A 22425-nucleotide genomic window follows, 5' to 3' on the forward strand; every position below is an offset into this window, starting at 1 on the left:
GCAATGAAAACTACATTAACATTATTATTATTTTGCCTAACACCCCTGGTCTGGGCGCAAGAATTTGGAAGTATTAGCGGTAACCTTACCGATGAGGAAGTGAACAATGAACCGCTACCTTTTGCCAATATTACCTTAAAGAATACCAATAAGGGTACCACCTCTGATTTTGATGGGAATTATGAAATAACCCAAGTACCTGAAGGTACCTATACAGTTGTATTCAGCTTTGTTGGGTACGAAACCGTAAGCATTCCTGGAGTTAAAATTAAAGCCAATCAAACTACGCGTTTAAGCACTGGGTTAAAATCGAGTGCAGCAGCATTAGAAGAAGTAATGATTACTGCAGTAAAGAGCAGAGACTCTGAAGTAGCACTTTTACTTGATCAAAAAAATGCGATTCAGATGCAGCAATCGATTGGTGCCGAAGAATTATCGCGAAAAGCTGTAAGTAATGTAGAACAAGGCGTCTCTAAGGTGTCGGGAATTACTATGGTTCAAGATCGTGGGGTCTTTGTGCGCGGATTAGATGACCGTTACAACTACCTACTGGTAAACGGCTTGCCATTAGCCTCCTCTGATCCCGATTTCAAAATCATTCCGCTTAGCTATATCGCCACTTCGATTGTAAGTTCGGTTGATGTCTTAAAAACTTTCTCTCCCAATTTGTATAGTGATTTTGCGGGAGCTACCTTTAAAATAAATACACCAAAAGCTCCTGCTAAGCCTAAAACACAAATAAATTTTGGCGTAAATTATAATACTAAAACCACTTTTAAAGATTTTTATACCGATGATGCTAGCGGAACCGAATTATTCGGTTATACGGGAGACTCGCGTGCATTACCTTCTGAAATTGGCGACCTGAGTTACAGTGCTTCACCGCGTGAATCGGGTGAGCTTTTTTCGACCTCTTGGACCCCTAAAAAAAGAAAAGCACCCCTAGACACACGCTTTGGGATTACCCACGGTCAGCGCCTTTTTAGTTCAGATAATAGTAATCTTGGTATGGTTTTAAGTATGAATTTTAGAAATTCACATCGCGCCCAAGACGGTGTTGAACGTACTTTGAACTCTGAAGGTACAGCCGGACAAGATTTTACCTCATCTACCTATGAATACCGTACACAAAAATCGGCTTTGCTAAGTTTAGACTACAATTTATATGAAAAATTAGATCTAACCTTTAATACAATTTACCTACAAAACAGTTCTAATTTCATTCGAGAAGCCTATGGCCGAAATGATGGATTTACCCAGTTGAATAATCGAGATTTCTTTATTCGAGATATGCGGTATACCGAGAATCAGCAAGTAAATTTTCAACTTTTAGGTAAATATGCTCTAGACGGAAAAAGGCAAGAATTGCACTTTGCCAGCGCTGTGGGTCTCGGAAATAATCAAGTACCTGATAGACGTGTACTACGTGCTGCTGGAGTAGGTGAAGATGCAGAGTACATTACCACTAATGGGATTAATCCTTTTAAGTTTTACCAAGAATTAGACAACCAAAACTTTAATGCTAGAGTGGCTTACCGCTTAGGATTACTCCCTACAGAATCAGAAGAATTTATGGGTCATCTAGAGATAGGTTATCAAACCGATCTAATTGCCTATGACTTCTTTAATAAATTTATTACTGCCCAAGTTAATACCAACAATCTTCCCGCATTGAATACCAACAACCCACAAGATTTCTTCGAGACAGGATTTGCCAACGGGTTTTTAAGTTATTCGAGTACATTTGATCCGACTGCCAAAAGTGAAATCACCCAAGGTATTCATGCGGGTTATTTACAATTCAACAGACAGTGGGAAAAAATAGTCTTAGAAGCAGGGGTACGCGTAGAAAAAGCTATACGAGAGATCAGCTATCGTGAGCCTTTAGACCGTCCCGACACCCCCTTTAGCAAGATTAAGTATGATCCGCTAGACATCAATCCATCTTTAAACATAAAATACAGTTTAAACGAGTTGTCTAATTTGCGTTTCACCTCATCAATTACCAATACCAGACCACGCTTACGCGAAATTTTACCCACAGTATACCAAAATGGTGACGGTAACCAAGTAATTGGTAACCCCGATTTATTAAACTCTACCAATTATAACCTAGACATCAAGTACGAAATTTTCCCTAGTAATGCCGAGCTACTTGCCGTAACCGCATTTGGTAAGTATTTAAAAAATCCTATTGAGCGTTTGGCGCGTTCTACCTCGGTTGGTTACCGTACCTTTTTCGACAATTTTGAAAGCGCACACCTTTACGGATTGGAATTTGAAATGAAATTAAACCTAGGGAATGTAAGTAAAATTGATCAGCTTAAGCCTTGGCAATTTGGTTTAAATGCCATACTAATGAATTCAAAGGCTCAGGCCGATGAGAATGACCCTCGTTTTGCAGTGGTTACCCATAAAGAGAGAAAATTACAAGGTGCTTCTAACTGGGGCTTAAATGCCGATTTAGGCTATCAATTGTTTGATAAGGAGCAACTAGAGTCTAAAATCAACCTGATTTTTAACACCTACGGAAAACGTATTTATGCCGTTGGAGTTGAAGGTGCAGACGAGATTTATGAAAAACCTCTCAACCAATTAGACCTTACCTGGAACACTCAATTCAACAAGAAGTTTGGCGTTAAGCTAACCGTGCGTAACCTCTTAAATGAAGAAACTTTATTTACACAAGACCCAACGCAAAACGTTCGTTTTCCCGACCGCTTTAGCAATCAAATTGAACGTTTTGACCAGGGAATTACTTTTGGATTAAACTTTACATATACATTTTAACCTTTAAATTTTAAAACAATGAAAAAAACAATCAGCAAAACCATTTTAGCCACAGCCCTTTTGGGTATGCTGTTCTCGTGCAGCAGCGATGACGAAGGAAACTCAAGCAACAACCCTGTGAATGAGGATATTCTTCAAGGTGACGTACTTACAGGTGAAATCACGCAAGACTTATTTGTTCCTAAAGGAAATTACGCTCTTCGCGGAGCGGTCTCTGTTAAAGATGGTGCTACTTTAACCATAGAAAAAGGTACTACTTTTACGGTAACTGCCGAAGATCAAGCTGCCGGAATCAACCTTTTGTTCGTTGAGCAAGGTGGTAAAATAATGGCTGAAGGTACAGCACAAGAGCCAATTGTATTTACTTCTGAGAATAAAAATGCAGAAGGAGGCGATGGCGATTGGGGTGGTATTGGCATACACGGTAAAGCTAAAATGAACGCTCCTGGCGGCACTTCTTTATCTGAAGCAGGACAATTGCCTTACGGCGGAAACGACGATAACGACAACTCTGGAGTTTTACGATATGTTCGTGTAGAGTATGCCGGTCAAGCCTCTTCAGATGGTCAATTTGAATTCAATGCTTTCTCGTTTTTTGCAGTGGGAAGCGGTACTGTAGTAGAGTATTGCGAAGCATTTGAAGGTGCAGATGACGGTTTTGAGTTTTATGGAGGTACGGTAAATGCCAAGAACCTTTCAGCCGTAGGAATGGAAGATGATTCAATCGATTGGGATGAAGGTTTCCGCGGAAGCTTAAACAACGTTGTGATTTACCAATACGATGCTACTGGAGATTTTGCTTTTGAATTAGCCAACAGAAGTGGAGAGAACAATGCTAGCCCACGCTCTAAAGCCCAAGTGAGTAATGTTACCCTACGAGGACACAATAGACCTGGTAAAGCTGCATTTGACTTAAAACAAGGTACGGCGGGTATTTTTGACAATATTGTAGGATATAATTATGACAGCATGATTTTTGTAAACGATCAAACACAAGAAGTAACTAATGGTGAATTATCTTTTACCAATACTTTCTTTGACCAGTACAACAACTTAGTGGTTAATAACGTAGATCAGACCGACATTGCCACTCAATTAATCGATGAAAACCCTGCGGCAAGTGGTGCAGATGAAAGCGCTTTTGCCAATTGGACTAATTTCTCGGCTCAAGGCGGATTCAATCAGTAAATCAAACAATAACAGTGGGAAAGTTTTAAATCTTTCCCACTGTTAAATAAATAAACCCTAAATTTAGTTTTTAATCAATTAACAATCAGGTCTATATATTATCGCCTAATAAGTTAAGAAATAAAAAAATTGATTAAAATCATACCAAATCCTAGTACATATTTGTACCTTTGATGACATCATTAAATAAATTTATTATGCAAAAAATTACTTTTTTAACTTTCATGCTCCTTACAGGCTTATTTAGTTTTGCTCAAGGACCTATTATTACCATGATTTCCGATGGGGATTGTTCAGGTGGTAATCCTAAAGTATTAGAAATCTACGCTCAAGGTACTGTAGATTTTTCTTTGTACTCTTTAGAGAACCAAACCAATGCCAATACCACTTGGGGTAACGCTTTAAACTTAGCTTCTCTTGGTACCCTTACCGATGCTTTTGCTTATGTGTATGCAGATGACCCGAGTTTTGCAACTGAGTTTCCTAGCGCAACCAATACCTTTGCTACTACGGCAAGTGTGATGAATTTTAACGGTAATGACCGTATTCGCCTAGTTTTAGATAGTAACCCAAGCGTATCTGTAGATGAGTACGGCGTAGACAGCCAAGACGGTACAGGAGAAGTTTGGGAATACAAAGATGGCTACGCGAAGCGTAAGTCTGGTACTACGGCTGGTACATTTGCCGCAGCCGATTGGGATTTCTATAACGGAGCCTTAGATGGTTTAGGTGCTTGCCAAGGTGGTGCAACTTTTGAGAGCATCATTGGTTTAGGAACTTATACTACAGCTGGTACTCCATGCCCATTAAGCTTTACTATTACAGACGTAAGCTGTGATGCAAAAACTAGTGGTACAGACACGTATACCGTTACTGCTTCATTTTCAGGTGGAGGAACAGAAACTTATACGCTTAGTCTTAATGAAGGTACCTTAGGAGGTGACGATGCCAATACACAAGCAACAGGTACGGTTACTATTTCAGGTATTACCGAAGGAACCGACTTGAACTATACCATTACTAGTGCCAACTGTAACATTTCAGGAACCATAACTTCTCCTGCTTGTGACCCGTCTACCCCTGTTGCAGATTTAGCTACCTTAAGAACACAAACCTTAAACGAGAAATACATCTTAACCGGTGAAGCTGTACTTACTATGCAACAGTCTTTTAGAGGTCAGAAGTATATTCAAGATGCTACTGCTGCAATCTTAATCGATGATAACAACGGTGTAATTACTACTACGTATAACATCGGTGACGGAATTACAGGAATTGAGGGTACCTTAACCGAGTTTGGTGGCATTATGCAATTTGTACCAGAAACCGATCCAGGTGCAGCTACTTCAACAGGTAATAACGTTGCTCCACAAATTCTTACTATCAGTGCTTATAATGCTAATCCTGAGATGTATGAGTCTGAGTTAATTGCATTTCAAAATGTAACCATTACTGAAGCAGATGGTACAGCTACTTTTGCAACTGGCACCAACTATACTTTAAACGATGGTAATGACAATACAGTATTAAGAACCAACTTCTACAGTGCAGATTATATTGGTACCGTAATCGCGGGACAATACCAAAATGTAGTAGGAATCGCTTCATCTTACGATGACGGAACAAACGTAACTGCTCAAATATTCCCAAGAAGTTCTAACGACTTTAACGCTGCCTTATCTACTCAATCTGTTGAGTTATTAAGCAAAATCAATATGTACCCTAACCCTGCTAACGGATCTGTGGTTAACTTTGAGTACCGCGATTTAAATCAGGTAGAAGTGAGTGTTTACACGATTTTAGGAGAGCGAATTTTTAAGGCAAATAACGCTGTAAAAAGTATCGACGTTTCTAACCTTGCTGCTGGTATGTACTTGGTACAAATCAAAGCAGATGGTAACACTGTAACCCAAAAGCTAATTGTAGAATAATTTAATTCGTTTCTCAATTAAAAAAAGCGCTCTACACCAGAGTGCTTTTTTTATTCGTAATTTTACCGCAAATGCATTCGCAAAATGACGAAATTAGAAAATAAAATATTTGCCATTTCCAATCAGCGTACTTTTGACGAGGTTTGTCTTGAAGTTTTCCAATATCAATACCATAAAGTACCAATTTACAAACAGTTTTGCGATTACCTTAAGGTAGCACCAGAACAGGTAAACCAAAAAGAGGAGATTCCCTTTTTACCCATTCAGTTTTTTAAATCGAATAAAATTTATAGTGCAAGCACCTCTGCCGAAGTAGTCTTTAGTAGTAGCGGGACCACAGGACAGACAACTAGCAAACACTATGTAAATGAACTTAACCTTTATAAAAAAAGCTTTAGAACTACTTTTAAACAATTTTACGGCAATATTAAAGACTATGCTGTACTAGCTCTGTTACCTGCGTATTTAGAAAGAGAAGGCTCCTCTCTCATTTTTATGGCGCAAGATTTAATCGCAGAAAGCAATCATGCTAAAAGCGGATTTTACCTCAACAATTTAGAAGAATTAGTGCAAACCTTAAAATTGCTAGAGTCGCAAAAACAAAAAACTTTATTATTAGGTGTTTCTTTTGCCTTATTGGATCTAGCCGAGCAATTTCCGATGAAATTAGAGCACACAATAATAATGGAAACAGGAGGCATGAAAGGCAGACGAAAAGAAATGATTCGGGAAGAATTGCACCAAGTAATTGGTAGAGCATTTAATTTATCAAACATTCATAGTGAATACGGAATGACAGAACTGCTCTCACAGGCGTACTCGAAGGGAGAAGGAATATTTAAACCAGCTGCCTGGATGGATATTTTAATACGTGATCCTGAAGAACCCACTAGAATTCTTAAAAACGGAAAAACTGGAGGTATAAACGTAATTGATTTAGCCAATGTGCACTCATGTTCTTTTATTGCAACACAAGATCTCGGAAGTAAGCTCAACACCAATGAATTTAGGGTTATTGGGCGCTTTGACGCAAGTGATATTCGCGGTTGTAATTTACTTTTATTATAAAATTTTGTTAAAGTTATTTTTAAGTGTAAGTTTTTTGCCTTAAATTCGTCTTATATTATGCTAAGATGAAAGTTTTTTCATAATAGATTGGTTAGTTAGTAGGAAACCCCAGCACTGCTGGGGTTTCTTTTTTTATACCGGTATTTTAAAACTTCGGTTTAATCCGCAATAGCGATAATATAGGTATTCTTCTTTCCTTTATTAAGAATCACATATTGATCATTGATTAGATCTTCTAGTTGAATAACAAAATCCTCCTTTACTTTTTCTTTATTTACCGCAATACTATTGGCTTGAAGAGCTCTTCTCGCTTCACCATTACTAGATAAAAAATTAGTCTTAGCCGAGAGAGCTGCAATCATATCTAAGCCTTGCTTAATATCGGCTCTGCTCACCACTGCCTGTGGCACTCCTTCAAAGACATCTAGAAAAGTAGCTTTATCTAATTGTTTTAAGTCTTCTGATGTGCTCTTTCCAAAAAGGACTTTTGAGGCCTGAATAGCTTTTTCATAATCCTCTTCGCCGTGCACCATTTTGGTCACCTCTTCTCCTAATCGTTTTTGAAGTAAACGTAAATGAGGAGCCTCCTGATGTTCTTTCAAAAGGTTCTGGATTTCTTGCTGACTTAAAAAGGTAAATATCTTAATATATTTTTCGGCATCTTTATCGCTAGTATTTAACCAATATTGGTAAAATTTGTAGGGTGAGGTACGCTCTTTATCTAACCAAATATTACCCCCTTCTGTTTTTCCAAATTTTGTACCATCAGCTTTTGTAATCAACGGACAGGTTAAAGCATAAGCTTTACCTTTCCCGATTCTTCTTATCATTTCTGTACCCGTAGTAATATTACCCCATTGGTCGCTACCTCCCATTTGTAGGGTGCAATCTTTTTGCTGATAAAGGTGTAAAAAATCATAACCTTGAATCAATTGATAAGTAAATTCAGTAAAACTCATCCCTTCTTTAGATTCAGCACTGAAACGTTTCTTCACAGAATCTTTTGCCATCATATAATTTACTGTGATATGTTTACCTATATCACGTGCAAAGTCTAAAAAAGAAAAATTCTTCATCCAGTCATAGTTATTGACCAAAATTGCATTGTTTTCTCCTTCAGAAAAATCAAGAAAACGTTCTAATTGCTTTTTAATGCTGTCCTGGTTATGCTTAAGCGTTTCTTCATCTAATAGATTACGCTCTGCCGATTTACCCGAAGGATCTCCAATCATACCCGTGGCACCACCTATTAAAGCCATTGGTTTATGTCCTGCCAGTTGAAAGTGACGCAGCATCATAACACTTACCAAATGGCCAATATGCAACGAATCTGCGGTAGGATCTATACCTACATAAGCCGAACGCATTTTTTCAAGTAGATGCTCTTCTGTTCCTGGCATCACATCATTTAACATACCTCTCCACTTGAGTTCTTGTACAAAGTTTTTATTCTCCATTGTTACTGATTTATCTTGGCAAAGATACTGGTTTCTGTATTTATTAAACACAAAAATTCCTATATTTACACTATGATTTTAGTGACGGGAGCAACAGGTTTGGTGGGCACACACCTGCTGGCTGAACTGCTTGAAAAGCAAGAAAGTAACATACGTGCGATTTATAGAGAAGATTATAAAAAAGAGTACAGCTTAAGGCTATTAGCTTCTTATTATCAACTTTCTCATTCGCTTTTAGAACGGATACATTGGGTTAAACTTTCTATTCTAGATATCCCTCAACTAGAAAAGGCTATGCAAAACGTAAAATGGGTATTCCATTGCGCAGGTTTAGTAGCCGACGAACCATCGAATCGTGGCTTTAAGGAATTATACAAAGTTAATGTGGAAGGTACGGCTAACGTAGTAAACCTATCGCTTACAGCAGGGGTACAAAAGCTATGTCACGTTAGCTCTATTGCCACTTTAGGGCAAGAGATAAAACCTACAATACCAATCACTGAAACCTCTATAAGAGAAAGCAATCAGGTTTACAGCAATTACAGCATCACTAAGTATGGTGCCGAAATGGAAGTATGGCGAGCTTCTCAAGAAAAATTACCAGTAATAATTGTTAATCCTGGAGTTATACTAGGAGCAGGATTCTATGAACAAAGTAGCGGTAGGTTATTTCAAAAAATTGCAAAAGGTTCAAAGTTTTACATTAACAAAAAAACAGGTTTTACCGACGTTCAAGACCTTTGTAGTATTATGGTCTTACTAATGCAGAGCCCTATACAAAATGAGTCGTATATCGTTGTTAACCAATCGCTAAGCTTTAAAGAGTTTTTTACGGAAGCAGCACAGCAATTGGGGGTGCCGGCCCCAAAATTTGAAGCCAAGAAACCTATACTATATTTGTTGTGGCTCATTCAATTTTTAGGTAGAAAACTATTGGGCACACGCCAACACATCAGTAAAACTTTTGTACGAAACAGCGATACCATGAGGCTATATAGCTCAGAAAAATTATTAAAGCACTTAGATTTTCAATTCACCGATTTGAGTCAAAGCATCAAACGAATTTGCCAGCATTATCTTCAACAAAAATAGTAATGAATATTAGGGTAAGGCATTTGCCTTCTCAACCTCTTTTTCTTTTCTCAATAAGCTATCATTAACCGCCTTTTTAGCTTCTAAACGCTCTAAAACTTCTCGATAGATTTGTTCGTTTCTTTCGGCATCTTCAAAATAGTAATTCGCGTTTTCTACAAAAGTAAGACTGTCTATATTGTATTTTTTCAAGATTAACTTATTCACCTTTATGTCCCGTTGCATAAACTTGGTGCCGCTATACCCTTGAATTGCATCTGTATAATGCAAATCAAATAACAAATTTACCATGGTTTCTTCATCTATAAGCGAATCTGGCTTTGGTGCCTCTTCGATATTCTGACAACCAGTTATTACCAAAAAAACCATTAGAAAAAGTGCAACTAGATGTTTCATGATCTTTGAAAACTTAAAGCTTGTGCATTTCGAACATCTAATACTTTAAAATTATGGTAAACCAATGCACCATTTACAAAAGTATGTGTGATTCGTGACTTAAAAGTTGTTTTTTCAAATGGCGACCACCCGCATTTATATAATATATTTTCTTTTTGCACTGTCCAAGGCGCATTTAGATCGACTAAAACCAAATCGGCTTTATAGCCTTCACGGATAAAACCTCTCCTTTCAATTTGGAAAAGAATAGCCGGATTATGACACATTTTTTCGACAATTTTAGGCAAGGTAATCTTACCTTGATGATAAAACTGAAGCATGGCCGGTAAAGCATGCTGTACTAAAGGCCCTCCACTTGGTGCTTTGGTGTAGACATTATTTTTCTCTTCTAATGTATGTGGCGCATGGTCTGTAGCGATAACGTCTATTTTGTCTTGCAATAAGGCCTTAAACAAGGCTTCCTGATCTTGTTGTGTTTTAACGGCAGGGTTCCACTTAATCAAGGTTTTTTTATCGGCATAATGGGTGTCATTAAACCAAAGGTGATGTATACAAACCTCGGCGGTTATCTTTTTATCCTTTAAGGGCTTTTTCCCATCAAAAAGTTCCATTTCCTTAGCTGTACTCAAATGAAACACGTGAAGTCTTGCACCGGTTTCTTTGGCTAAAGCAATAGCGCGAGATGAAGATAAATAGCAGGCCTTTTCACTTCTAATCTTGGGATGATTCTCTATGGGGATGTCCTCTCCATATTTGCTTATATACTCTTCTAAATTATTTTTTATGGTAGTTTCATCTTCACAATGTACGCAAATCAAAACAGGAGATTGCGTAAAAATTTCTTTTAAGACTTCTTCATTATCTACCAACATATTACCAGTAGAAGAACCCAAAAATAACTTTAGCGCTGGGGTGGTTTTTGGATCAATTTTTTTGATTTCCTCTAAGTTATCGTTGGTACCGCCAAACATAAAAGAATAATTGGCGTAAGCGGATTTAGCTGCTATAGCAAACTTTTCTGCAAACCTCTCATGTGTAGTGGTTTGTGGTTGAGTGTTGGGCATCTCTATGAACGAAGTTATTCCTCCTGCAACAGCTGCCTTACTTCCGTGTTCTATATCTTCTTTATGCGTTAAGCCGGGCTCTCTAAAATGAACTTGATCATCAATGGCTCCAGGTAATAGATATTTCCCTTCGGCATCTACCACATGAACATCTTGCGATTTAACACTGATGATTGGCGCCACCTCAACAATGGTATCATTTTCAATGTAAACCTCACCTTCTTCAACTTTGCCCTCGTTTACAATCTTAGCATTTTTAATCAATATCTTTTTCATAATTCTTTACCGAATAAACTCTTAAATTTCATTTTTAAAACGCCAAAAATCGCTTCCGAAATTATGCGCCCGTTCATTTTTGACTTTCCTCTTTCTCTGTCTGTAAAAATAACTGGAACTTCTACAATCTTAAATTTCTTCAAATATGCTTTAAATTTCATTTCAATTTGAAAAGCATAGCCTATAAATTGTATTTTATCTAAATTAATACCTGTTAATACTTCTCGCTTATAGCAGACAAAACCAGCCGTAGTATCGTGGATGGGCATACCGGTTATGAACTTAACATATTTAGAGGCCGTATATGACAACAGTATACGTTTCATAGGCCAGTTAACAACATTAACCCCAGTAACATAACGCGAACCTATGCTCACTTGAGCGTCATTTTCTTCGCAAGCATTAAACAAACGTACTAAATCTTTTGGGTTGTGAGAAAAATCGGCATCCATTTCAAAAATATGAGTATAACTTCGCGCTAGAGCCCACTTAAATCCGGCAATATAGGCCGTACCCAATCCTGATTTATTTGACCTAGAAAGCAAATGAATGCAATCTTTGTACAGTTGCTTTTTCTCTTCTACCAAGGTTGCAGTACCATCTGGCGAATTATCGTCTACCACCAAAACGTCAAAGCTAAGCGGAAGGCGCAAAATAGCATCCAGAATATGCCCAATATTCTCGGCCTCGTTATAGGTAGGTATGATGACTAAGCGATTGGACATATTTTTTGGTGACAAATGTACTTATTTTTAGGATGAAATATTAAGCCCTATCCGTCAATTTAGTCTTAAATTTGCAAATAAATTGTGTAGCTTGGATATCAGCCTTAGAAATTTAATACCGCAAGATTGGATTATTATTGTTCTACTTATAGCTATGGCTCTTATAGCCGGTACGGCTCGTGCCTTTGGAAATCGGTTTATTCAATTTAAGGAGTTGTATCGTTCAAATGTTTATTTCACACAATACAAAAAAAGCCCAAATGTTGTAAGCCTGTTTAGTCTGCTTTTGTTTTTAGCTCATCAACTAATTGCCAGTTTAGGTTTATTTGTTTTATTCAAAGCAACCGATTTACTTTCTACAACATACAATTTTAATTTATACCTTCAAATTCTTGTGATTTTTGCTGCGCTAAGTATTTTAAAATATTTGGTTGAGAAAATAACGGCCGTAGTATTTAAAATCGAACCCTTAATCGATAATTATATTTTTTATAAAATCACTTATCGCAACCTTTTTAGTTTATACTTCATACCCTTATTATTTTTATTGATTTATACGCTAAACTACCATAGATTAATCAGTTTAATCTGCATTGGAATGATGGTTCTTCTGCAAACAGGTGGCTTGATTGTTTATTACATAAAACAGCAAAAGTCGCTTATATTGTATTGGTATTATTTTATTTTGTACCTTTGCAGCCTTGAAATCGCTCCCTATATTATTTTATATAAAGTGATTACATAAAAAACAGCATTTAACAAACAGCTTATCGATGAAAGTAAAAACAATTCTAATTTCTCAGCCAGAACCAAAGATGGAGAACTCTCCCTATACAGAGTTGGAGGAGAGACAAAAGGTGAAAATTGATTTTATTCCTTTTATACACGTAGAAGGGGTAACCTCAAAAGATGTTAGGCAGCAAAAGATAGATCTGAGTCAATTCACGGCTATAATTCTAACAAGTAGAAATGCAGTAGACCATTTCTTTAGAATTGCCAAAGAGATGCGCTATGAGGTACCTGACACTATGAAATATTTTTGCCAGAGTGAAGCTGTTGCCTATTATTTACAAAAATACGTAGTATACCGCAAGAGAAAGATTTACGTGGGTAAGCGTACTTTTCCTGAGCTTATACCTTTAATTAAAAAGTACAAAACCGAAAAGTTTTTACTCCCTTCTTCAGACATGCTTAAACCACTTATTCCAAAAGAACTAGATAAGATAAAAGTAAACTGGAAACGAGGTATATTTTATAAAACTGTTGTTAGCGATCTTTCTCATTTAGAAAAAGTTTTTTATGATGTATTGGTATTTTTTAGTCCGAGTGGTATTAAATCACTTTTCGAGAATTTCCCAGACTTTAAACAAAATAATACGCGTGTCGCTGTCTTTGGAAATTCTACAATTAGAGCAGCCAAAGAGCATGGCTTGGAGGTAAATATCAAAGCTCCAACTCCAGAGACTCCATCAATGACAATGGCTTTAGAAAAATATATTAAAGAGCATAACAAAAAATAGTTTCAAGTTTTTATTATTATTACAAAAAAGAGGCGGTCTTACAACCGCCTCTTTTTTGTAATAATACATTTAAAGTTTATGCCTTGGGTCCGCCATTCATAATTTCTTCATTGGCGTATTCTTCAAACTTCTTAAAGTTATTTTTAAAGAATAAAGCTAATTCTTTGGCTTTAACATCATAAGCTTCTTTATCTTTCCAAGTATCTCTTGGATTAAGCACCTCATTGGGTACATTAGGGCAAGTTTTTGGCATTTGTAGACCAAATATAGGATGCTCTTGATACTCCACATCAGATAGTAATCCTTCTAAAGCAGAAGAAATCATTTCACGCGTGTATTTTAATTTCATCCTAGAACCGATTCCGTAAGGGCCACCTGTCCACCCCGTATTAATCAACCAAACATTTACATTTGCCTCTTGCATTTTATGGCTTAGCATTTCTGCATAACGCGTTGGATGTAGTGGCATAAATGGCGCTCCGAAACAAGCAGAAAAACTAGGTACAGGCTCTGTAATACCTGCTTCTGTTCCGGCCACTTTTGCAGTATAACCACTTATAAAATGGTAAGCTGCCTGCCCTGGTGTAAGTTTACTGATGGGAGGCAATACTCCAAAAGCATCTGCAGTTAAAAAGAAAATATTTTTCGGGTTTTCTCCTACCGAAGGCTCTTTAATGTTGTTAATATGATAAATAGGATAACTCACTCTAGTGTTTTGAGTAATACTAGTATCATCAAAATCTACCTCTCCATCTTTTATGATTACGTTCTCAAGAATGGCTCCAGGTTTAATAGCACCATAGATGTCTGGTTCTTTTTCTGAAGAAAGGTTAATTACTTTAGCATAGCAACCTCCCTCAAAATTAAAGATCTTGTTTTCGGCTGTCCATCCGTGCTCATCATCACCTATAAGTTTACGCTCTGGATCGGCCGACAAGGTAGTTTTACCCGTACCCGATAAGCCGAAAAATATTGCCGTATCACCTGCCTCGCCCACGTTTGCAGAACAATGCATAGGTAGCGTATTTTTATTTACGGGTAAAATAAAGTTTAGGGCAGAAAAAATACCTTTTTTGATTTCGCCGGTATAACCAGTACCACCTATAAGCGCAATTTTCTTTTTAAAGTTTAAAATAGCAAAATTATGCTGCCTTGTACCGTCTATTTCTGGATCGGCCATAAAGTTAGGTGCGTTTACCACCGTCCATTCTGGAGAGAAATCTTTTAATTCTTCTTCGGTTGGTCTTAAAAACATATTATGCGCAAACATATTGCTCCAAGGCAACTCATTGATAACGCGAATGTTTAATTGGTATGATTTATCTGCACAAGCATATGCATCTCTTACAAAAATTTCTTTACCCGATAGGTAATCTACAACCTTTGCATAAAGGGCATCAAATTTAGCTGGGTCAAAAGGTATATTTACATCTCCCCACCATACCTCATCTTGTGTTACATCATCTTTTACAATAAATCGATCTTTGGGCGATCTTCCTGTAAACTCTCCCGTATTTACGGCCAGAGCACCAGAGTTCACCGTTACACCTTGGCCTTTTTGCACAGTGATTTCGTGAAGCTCTTCAGAAGAAAGTTGATAATTGATTTTTGCGTCTTTTATACCGTAATTTTCTAGCGAAAATTCTTGCGTGGTTTTATTATTGTCCACCATAAAAAATTTTGAGTTGTGTTCTTTGAACAAAAATAACAATATTCACTAACATATAAAGAATTAGCTTTCTTTTATTTAGTTTTCATTTTTAGTACCTGAAATAAAATCAGCACCCAAGCGCTAATCAGAAGCAAGCCTCCTATTGGCGTTAGTAGCGCAATTTTGGTAAAATCAAAGCCAGTTAAAGCGTTGGTTGCCAACCCATAAATTGACCCTGAAAATAATGTTACCCCAGAGAGCAAGAGTACAAATAAAGTATTTTTGGCTTTATTAGGTATAAATGTGGTGCTCCCCAGAATTAACGCTAAAAAGGCATGGTAAAACTGGTAACGCACCCCTACTTGAAAGGTTTCAAGCTGTTCATTAGTTAATAATTTTTCTAAACCGTGACTAGCAAAAGCGCCTAAAATTACTCCCAATAGACCTAGTACGGCACCCAAAATCAATAATTTCTTTTGCATATTTTTAAGCCGAATTAAATTTTATTACTTTCGGAAACGAAACACAAATTTAATCAACTTAGTTTAACTTATGAGAAGTATTCTTATTATTGGTGCCGGAAAATCAACCTCGGCTCTTATACAATATTTACAAAACAAATCAGACCAAGAAAATTTAAGGTTAGTAATCGCAGACTTGAACCTAGAACAAGCCCAAAAACTGGCTGGCAACCATAAGAATTCTAAAGCCTTAAGCTTAGATATTTTTAATGAGAATGATCGAAAATCCGCTATAAGCGAAGCCGATATTGTGATTTCTATGCTTCCCGCTCGCTTTCACATCGAGGTTGCTAAAGACTGTATTAGCTTAGGAAAAAATCTAGTAACTGCCTCTTATGTGAGTAAGGAGATGGAAACCCTAAGCGAACAAGTAAAAAGCAAAGGGCTTATTTTCATGAATGAAATAGGTGTTGACCCTGGAATTGACCATATGAGCGCTATGCAGGTGATTGATCGCATACGCCAGTCTGGCGGCAAAATGCTCTTATTCGAATCGTTTACAGGAGGCTTAGTTGCTCCCGAAAGCGATAATAATCTTTGGCATTATAAATTTACTTGGAATCCTAGAAATGTAGTGGTGGCTGGACAAGGTGGCGCTGCTGAATTTATTCAAGAAGGCCAATACAAATACATTCCCTATCACCGCCTTTTTAGAAGAACCGAATTTCTTGAAGTGGAAGGCTATGGTAAATTCGAAGGCTTAGCCAATCGCAACTCGCTAGCGTACCAAAAGGTTTACGGATTAGAAGATATTAAAACCCTTTATCGTGGAACGCTACGCCGAGTAGGCTTTAGTAAAGCTTGGAATATGTTTGTTCAACTTGGAATGACTGATGACACCTATACTATGCAAAATTCGGAGCATATGAGCTATCGTGATTTTGTGAATGCTTTCTTACCTTATTCTCCTACAGACTCGGTAGAGTTGAAAATGCGCCATTCTTTAAAAATTGATCAAGATGATTTGATGTGGGAAAAGTTACTTGAACTTGATTTATTTAATAAAAATAAAACCATAGGTATAAAAGATGCAACGCCTGCACAAGCGCTTCAAAAAATCTTAGAAGAGAAATGGACTTTGGCTCCAGATGATAAGGACATGATTGTTATGTACCATAAATTTGGTTATGAACTAAACGGGGAGAAAAAACAAATTGACTCTACTATGGTGCATATTGGCGAAGATCAGACTTTCACCGCGATGGCTAAAACGGTTGGCTTACCGGTGGGTATTGCCACTTTAAAAATACTTAATAAAGAAATTAAAACCCCAGGTGTTTTACGCCCTATAAGTCAGGAGGTGTATGAACCCATTTTAAAAGAGCTAGAAGACTTTGGGATTGTATTTAAAGAAAAGGAAGTTCCGTATCTAGGCTACAATATTGATAATGTAGTAGGATAAAAAAAAGCCGACTTACCCGGTGGTAAGTCGGCTTTTTTTTATTAATTATCCTTTTAATCTCTACTCATATAAACACTTACAAAATACAATAGCGTAGCTAATGAGCCTACAGCTGCCACCACATACGTTCTAGCGGCCCATTTAAGCGCATCTTTAGAATCATCATATTCTGTAGAGGTAACAATTTGTTTCTCTTCGAGCCAAGCCAGAGCACGGTTACTGGCATCATATTCTACAGGAAGCGTAATAAAACTAAAGAGTGTACCCAAACCAAACATAATAATTCCGGCCAATAATACAGTTTTACCTACTCCCAAAGAAACAGCAGACATTAGTATAAGACCTCCCATAATCACCCATTGACTATAATTTGCAGCCACACTTACTATGGGAACTAGTTGACTTCTCATTGTTAACCAGCTATAAGCCGTCGTGTGTTGTACTGCGTGTCCGCATTCATGTGCTGCCACAGCTGCCGCAGCAGCATTTCGTTGATTATACACCGCCTCACTGAGATTAACGGTTTTGTCTTTAGGATTGTAATGATCTGTTAGTTGTCCTGGTGTTGATATTACCTTAACATCATAAATTCCATTATCCTCTAGCATTTTGCGTGCTATTTCTGCCCCGCTCATACCGTTTTGCAAATGCGTTTTGCTGTATTTTTTAAATTTAGTTTTTAATTTATTACTTACATACCAGCTTACAAGCATAATTAAACCAGCAATTACATAATATCCCATCATGGTCGATTAACTTTTATTGTTTAGCACTCAACTAGCAAAAATAGCACCAATTTTAAAATTTAAAAATAACCTGACAGACAATAAATATTTCCTCAAGTTTTTTAACAAGTATTTATAAACAAAAATTTCCGCAAGGCTTAACACTAGTGTATCTTTAATAAAAAGTATTTTATGAAATCTTTTTTGTTTGATAAAAGCAAGGGAATTTGCCTTTTTGATTTTGAGCACACTACTGCCGAAGCCAATGCGCAAGCCATACAGAACATGCGCAATTTGCTAAATATTCACAAGATGAGCATTCACGATTTAAATTTAGAGTTAGCAGACGGCATCTTGACGGTTTATGGTGAAGTAAATTGCCAAAAAACTAAAGAAATAATTATATTACTTTTAGGAAACGCCAAAGGTATTGCTTGTGTGAATGACAAAATGTCTCTTTACCAAGAATCAACTAGCGGCGAAGCTAACGCTAAGAAACCTTCACAGTTTTATGAAATAACTCCTAATGACAATTTAAAAAAAATTGCCAAACGATTTTATGGGGATGAAAGCTATATCGATAAAATAATAAATGCTAATAAGCCACTTTTAACAGCGCCCTCTGATATTTTTACAGGTTTAGTAATTCGTATACCGAATTAAAAAAAACGCGCTACTTTTAAGCAACGCGTTTTGACTTATGTGGTGATGTATTTAACCTACAATATTCACAATTTTACCTGGCACAATAATAACCTTTTTAGGGGTACGTCCTGCTAATTGTTTTTGGGTTCTCTCATCTGCCATAACGATTTGTTCAATTTCATCTTTAGAAAGCTCTAAACTTAACTCTAGGGTAAATCTCATTTTTCCATTAAAAGAAATAGGATAATTCTTCGAACTCTCTTTCAAAAATTTTTCTTCGAAAATAGGATAATCGGCAAAGCTAATGCTTTGTTTATGACCCATTTTTTCCCAAAGCTCTTCGGCAATATGAGGGGCATAAGGAGCGATTAATATGGCCAGTGGTTCTAAAACTGCTCGAGCATTACATTTCAAGGTAGCCAATTCGTTCACACATATCATAAAAGTAGAAACCGATGTATTAAAACTGAACGCCTCTATATCTTCTCTAACTTTTTTAGTAGTTTTATGTAAAATTTTTAAAGCATCATTGCTAGGTTGCTTTTCGCTTATCACAAACTCATCTCCTTTATGGTATAGCTTCCATAATTTCTTTAGGAAATTATGAACTCCAGAAAGACCCGCTGTATTCCAGGGCTTAGATTGCTCTAAAGGTCCTAAAAACATTTCATACATACGCAAAGTGTCTGCACCATATTCCTGGCATATCACATCAGGATTTACCACATTGTATTTAGACTTAGACATTTTTTCGACCTCACGCCCTACTTGATAAGTCCCATCACCTTCAGTAATAAAAGTAGCATCTTTATATTCCTCACGCCAATTTTTAAAGCCTTCTATATCTAGCTCATTTGAGTTATTCACCAAAGATACATCTACGTGTATAGCTTGTGTGTCGTAATTATCTTTTAATCCGGCACTAACAAATTTGTTTTGATTTGCTATACGGTATACAAAAGCACTTTCTCCTAAAATCATACCTTGGTTGATCAACTTTTTAAAAGGCTCATTAACGGGTACAAATTGCCGATCATTTAAGAATTTAGTCCAAAACCTAGCATATAATAAATGACCGGTTGCGTGCTCGCTTCCACCAATATATAAATCTACATTCTCCCAGTAATTTAACCCTTCCGCGGAAGCAAAAACATTATCTCGTTCTGAGTTTTCTTCATGTTTACCAGCCTCCATATACCTAAAGAAGTACCAAGAGCTACCTGCCCATCCAGGCATGGTGTTTAACTCTAAAGGGAAAATAATTTTATGGTCTATTTCTTGCTTACTCACCACTTGGTTTTTAGCGGTATCCCAGGCCCAAATATCTGCACGACCTAGCGGCGGCTCTCCACTTTCTGTTGGTAAATACTTTTCTATCTCGGGTAATACTATAGGAAGATGCTTAGGTGCAATTGTTTGAGGCAACCCGTTTTTGTAATATACAGGAAAAGGCTCGCCCCAATAACGTTGTCTACTAAAGACAGCATCACGTAAGCGATAATTTGTTTTTCCTGCTCCTTGTTTTTCCTGCTCTAATTTTTCTATCGCTTTTTGCATACCCGATTCATAGGTCAAGCCATTTAGAAAATCAGAGTTAGTAAGTTTAACCTGATTATCTTTTTCTGTAAAAGCCTTTTGGCTAATGTCTACACCTTCAAAAATATTTAGAATAGGTATGTCAAAATGTTTAGCAAAATCATAATCACGCTGATCGCCACAAGGAACCGCCATAACTGCCCCTGTACCATAACTAGCTAATACGTAATCACCCACCCAGATAGGAATAGGTTCTTGCGTAAAAGGGTGCAAGGCATATGATCCAGTAAATACACCAGAAATATGTTTTACATCGGCCATTCTTTCTCGCTCACTTCTTTTGGCTGCAGCTTCTACATACTGCTTCACAGCCTCTTTTTGCTTTCCTGTAGTTATTTTTTGAACCAATGAATGTTCTGGAGCTAGGGTCATAAAGCTAACACCAAAAATAGTATCTGGTCGGGTAGTAAACACTTCGATAAAAGCTTCATCATTTTGCACCTTAAATTTTACCTGAGCCCCAGTTGACTTTCCTATCCAATTGCGTTGAGTTTCTTTTAAGCTCTCTGTCCAGTCTAATCTTTCTAAATCCTGTAAAAGTCTTTCGGCGTAAGCAGAAATGCGCATACTCCACTGCTTCATTTTTTTTCTAACTACGGGGTGTCCACCGCGTTCAGAAACACCATTCACAATTTCGTCGTTAGCTAATACCGTACCCAATTCAGGGCACCAATTTACTTCTGTTTCTGCCAAGAAAGCTAGGCGGTATTGCAATAAGACTTCCTCCTGCTCTGCCTTACTCCATTCTTTCCATTGTGCTGCCGTAAAACTAGGAACTTCTTCATCACAAGCCACATTGACTTCTTGGTTACCACTTGCCTCAAACGCTTGTACTAACTCATTTATCGGCCTGGCTTTGTTAACATCAAAACAGTAATAAGACTCAAAAAGCTGTATAAAAATCCATTGAGTCCACCTGTAATACTCGGGGTCACTGGTACGCACCTCCCTACTCCAATCAAAAGAAAAACCAATTTTATCTAATTGATTTCTATAACCAGCAATTTGGTTTCCTGATTTATCTGTTCCTCCTTCAATATTAACTTTGGTAGTATCGGCAGGGTGTTGTCCTGTTAAAATAGCATATTGTTCGGCGGGAAGCCCAAAAGAATCATAACCCTGCGGATGCAAAACATTAAAACCTACATGTCTTTTATATCGTGCAAAAATATCACTAGCGATATACCCCAAGGGGTGTCCTACATGCAAGCCTGCCCCAGAAGGATAAGGAAACATATCTAACACATAATATTTTGGTTTATTACTGTTATTACTAGCTTTAAAAGTATGGTTTTGCTCCCAGTATTTTTGCCATTTGGCTTCTATAGTATTAAAATTATAACTCATGGTAAACGCTTTCGATAAATGCCTATAATTATTATTTTGAATGGCAAAAGTACTATTAATGTACGAAAGTGAAAAGTTTGAACGTTTTAAAGAAACTAGTTTCAATTACTTTATTATTTTTACAAAAATTACAAGCCTATTCTTTATGAGTTCTTCGTTTGAAAAATACCAAAAAAGGCGTTTGATATCCTCCTACTTTTCGGTAGTTATAAGTATTGCCTTGGTATTGTTTTTATTAGGTTTATTAGGGTTGCTGGTATTAAACACCAAAAAAGTAGCCGACCATTTTAAAGAGCAAATCGCCTTAAGCATCTTTTTAAAAGATAGTGCCAAAGAAGTAGAAATTAATCAATTAGAGAAAAGCTTAGCTTTAGCCGATTACACCAAATCTACTCAATTTGTTAGCAAAGAAGATGCCGCTAGAGCGCATAGTCAAGAAATCGGTGAAGACTTTATGGATTTTTTAGGGTATAATCCCTTAAAAAACTCAATAGATGTTTACTTTAAAGCCGATTATGTTTCTGAAGCTAAGATTGCAGAAATATCGAAAGATCTTAGCAATAAAAATTTTATTGAGGAAGTGGTGTATGATAAGCCGTTAATAGCCCTGCTCAATGACAACATTAAACGCATAAGCTTTTGGATTTTAATCATTAGTGGTATTTTCACCTTTATAGCCGTATTGTTGATCAACAGCAGTATAAGACTCTCGGTGTACTCCAAGCGATTCACGATTAAAACAATGCAAATGGTTGGCGCTACCAAGGGGTTTATCCGCAGACCGTTTATTTGGAAAAGCATAAAGCTAGGAATTATTGGTTCTATTTTAGCGCTCTCGGGAATGGCTGCAGTTCTTTACTATTTAGACAAAGCCTTTCCTGAATTGCAATTACTAACCGATCATCGATTACTTATTGCTATATTTGCCGGTGTATTCATTTTAGGCTTGATTATATCTTGGATTAGCACCTTCTTTGCTACCTCAAGATTTTTAAACTTAAAAACAGACGAATTATATTATTAAGCGCTAT

Annotated in this window: 18 protein-coding genes; 10 read left to right on the top strand and 8 right to left on the bottom strand. The window is 37.0% G+C overall.

The genetic code is table 11. The features are described from left to right. Nucleotides 1–3: 3 nt before the first annotated feature. From ACH2AZ_RS07430 to ACH2AZ_RS07445, 4 genes are all read left to right on the top strand, one after another. Entirely contained in the window at nt 4–2790 is a 2787-nt protein-coding gene (locus ACH2AZ_RS07430; RefSeq protein WP_394907319.1) for an outer membrane beta-barrel protein, read from the top strand. 18 nt (nt 2791–2808) lie between these two features. Beyond that, nucleotides 2809–3978, top strand: a complete 1170-nt coding sequence (locus tag ACH2AZ_RS07435; RefSeq protein WP_394907320.1) for a hypothetical protein — start codon at nt 2809–2811, stop codon at nt 3976–3978. A 197-nt stretch (nt 3979–4175) separates the two neighbouring features. Further along, the gene (locus ACH2AZ_RS07440; RefSeq protein WP_394907321.1) at nt 4176–5909 is read left to right on the top strand and encodes a T9SS type A sorting domain-containing protein; all 1734 of its coding nucleotides are present in this window, start codon (nt 4176–4178) and stop codon (nt 5907–5909) included. A gap of 84 nt (nt 5910–5993) precedes the next feature. Next, a complete protein-coding gene (locus tag ACH2AZ_RS07445; protein WP_394907322.1) occupies nt 5994–6977 on the top strand; it encodes an acyl transferase in 984 nt (327 codons plus the stop codon). Nucleotides 6978–7135: 158 nt separating this feature from the next. Here ACH2AZ_RS07445 and tyrS read toward each other — a convergent pair whose 3' ends face one another. After that, nucleotides 7136–8434, bottom strand: coding sequence for a tyrosine--tRNA ligase (gene tyrS / locus ACH2AZ_RS07450; protein ID WP_394907323.1), 1299 nt, complete (start codon nt 8432–8434; stop codon nt 7136–7138). A gap of 72 nt (nt 8435–8506) precedes the next feature. Between tyrS and ACH2AZ_RS07455 the strand changes: the two genes are divergently transcribed. After that, the gene (locus tag ACH2AZ_RS07455) at nt 8507–9526 is read left to right on the top strand and encodes an NAD-dependent epimerase/dehydratase family protein (protein WP_394907324.1); all 1020 of its coding nucleotides are present in this window, start codon (nt 8507–8509) and stop codon (nt 9524–9526) included. A gap of 9 nt (nt 9527–9535) precedes the next feature. Here ACH2AZ_RS07455 and ACH2AZ_RS07460 read toward each other — a convergent pair whose 3' ends face one another. The 3 genes from ACH2AZ_RS07460 to ACH2AZ_RS07470 are packed head-to-tail and all read right to left on the bottom strand — an operon-like array spanning nt 9536 to nt 11987. Beyond that, complete coding sequence (locus ACH2AZ_RS07460; protein ID WP_394907325.1) at nt 9536–9922, bottom strand: DUF4296 domain-containing protein; 387 nt, start codon at nt 9920–9922, stop codon at nt 9536–9538. After that, nucleotides 9919–11262 carry a dihydroorotase gene (locus tag ACH2AZ_RS07465; RefSeq protein ID WP_394907326.1) on the bottom strand — a complete coding sequence of 448 codons (1344 nt, stop codon included), beginning with the start codon at nt 11260–11262 and terminating at the stop codon, nt 9919–9921. The genes ACH2AZ_RS07460 and ACH2AZ_RS07465 overlap by 4 nt, the downstream gene beginning before the upstream one ends. After that, entirely contained in the window at nt 11259–11987 is a 729-nt protein-coding gene (locus ACH2AZ_RS07470; RefSeq protein ID WP_379048004.1) for a polyprenol monophosphomannose synthase, read from the bottom strand. Before ACH2AZ_RS07470 ends, ACH2AZ_RS07465 begins: the two co-directional genes overlap by 4 nt. 91 nt (nt 11988–12078) lie before the next feature. Here ACH2AZ_RS07470 and ACH2AZ_RS07475 point away from each other — a divergent pair, with 91 nt between their 5' ends. Both ACH2AZ_RS07475 and ACH2AZ_RS07480 read left to right on the top strand, forming a co-directional pair. Beyond that, nucleotides 12079–12732 (top strand): DUF4271 domain-containing protein, encoded by a 654-nt coding sequence (locus ACH2AZ_RS07475; RefSeq protein ID WP_394907327.1) that lies wholly within the window; start codon nt 12079–12081, stop codon nt 12730–12732. A gap of 28 nt (nt 12733–12760) precedes the next feature. Further along, entirely contained in the window at nt 12761–13507 is a 747-nt protein-coding gene (locus tag ACH2AZ_RS07480; protein ID WP_147862300.1) for a uroporphyrinogen-III synthase, read from the top strand. A 76-nt stretch (nt 13508–13583) separates the two neighbouring features. Here ACH2AZ_RS07480 and pckA read toward each other — a convergent pair whose 3' ends face one another. Then, the gene (pckA, locus tag ACH2AZ_RS07485) at nt 13584–15179 is read right to left on the bottom strand and encodes a phosphoenolpyruvate carboxykinase (ATP) (protein WP_394907328.1); all 1596 of its coding nucleotides are present in this window, start codon (nt 15177–15179) and stop codon (nt 13584–13586) included. Between the two features lie 71 nt (nt 15180–15250). Then, complete coding sequence (locus tag ACH2AZ_RS07490; RefSeq protein WP_394907329.1) at nt 15251–15640, bottom strand: DUF423 domain-containing protein; 390 nt, start codon at nt 15638–15640, stop codon at nt 15251–15253. Between the two features lie 70 nt (nt 15641–15710). On the opposite strand from ACH2AZ_RS07490, the gene ACH2AZ_RS07495 reads away from it, so the two are divergent. Then, complete coding sequence (locus ACH2AZ_RS07495; RefSeq protein ID WP_394907330.1) at nt 15711–17081, top strand: saccharopine dehydrogenase family protein; 1371 nt, start codon at nt 15711–15713, stop codon at nt 17079–17081. 53 nt (nt 17082–17134) lie between these two features. Here ACH2AZ_RS07495 and ACH2AZ_RS07500 read toward each other — a convergent pair whose 3' ends face one another. Continuing rightward, nucleotides 17135–17827 (bottom strand): zinc metallopeptidase, encoded by a 693-nt coding sequence (locus ACH2AZ_RS07500; RefSeq protein ID WP_394907331.1) that lies wholly within the window; start codon nt 17825–17827, stop codon nt 17135–17137. A gap of 171 nt (nt 17828–17998) precedes the next feature. Between ACH2AZ_RS07500 and ACH2AZ_RS07505 the strand changes: the two genes are divergently transcribed. After that, on the top strand, nt 17999–18469 hold the full coding sequence (locus ACH2AZ_RS07505; RefSeq protein WP_394907332.1) for a LysM peptidoglycan-binding domain-containing protein: 471 nt from the start codon (nt 17999–18001) through the stop codon (nt 18467–18469). A gap of 51 nt (nt 18470–18520) precedes the next feature. On the opposite strand, the gene leuS is transcribed toward ACH2AZ_RS07505, so the two are convergent. Beyond that, nucleotides 18521–21394 (bottom strand): leucine--tRNA ligase, encoded by a 2874-nt coding sequence (gene leuS / locus ACH2AZ_RS07510; RefSeq protein ID WP_394907333.1) that lies wholly within the window; start codon nt 21392–21394, stop codon nt 18521–18523. A 145-nt stretch (nt 21395–21539) separates the two neighbouring features. On the opposite strand from leuS, the gene ACH2AZ_RS07515 reads away from it, so the two are divergent. Further along, the gene (locus tag ACH2AZ_RS07515; protein ID WP_394907441.1) at nt 21540–22418 is read left to right on the top strand and encodes a cell division protein FtsX; all 879 of its coding nucleotides are present in this window, start codon (nt 21540–21542) and stop codon (nt 22416–22418) included. Nucleotides 22419–22425 lie beyond the last annotated feature (7 nt).

The organism is uncultured Mesonia sp. (genome assembly GCA_947499595.1).
Taxonomy (GTDB): domain Bacteria; phylum Bacteroidota; class Bacteroidia; order Flavobacteriales; family Flavobacteriaceae; genus Mesonia; species Mesonia sediminis.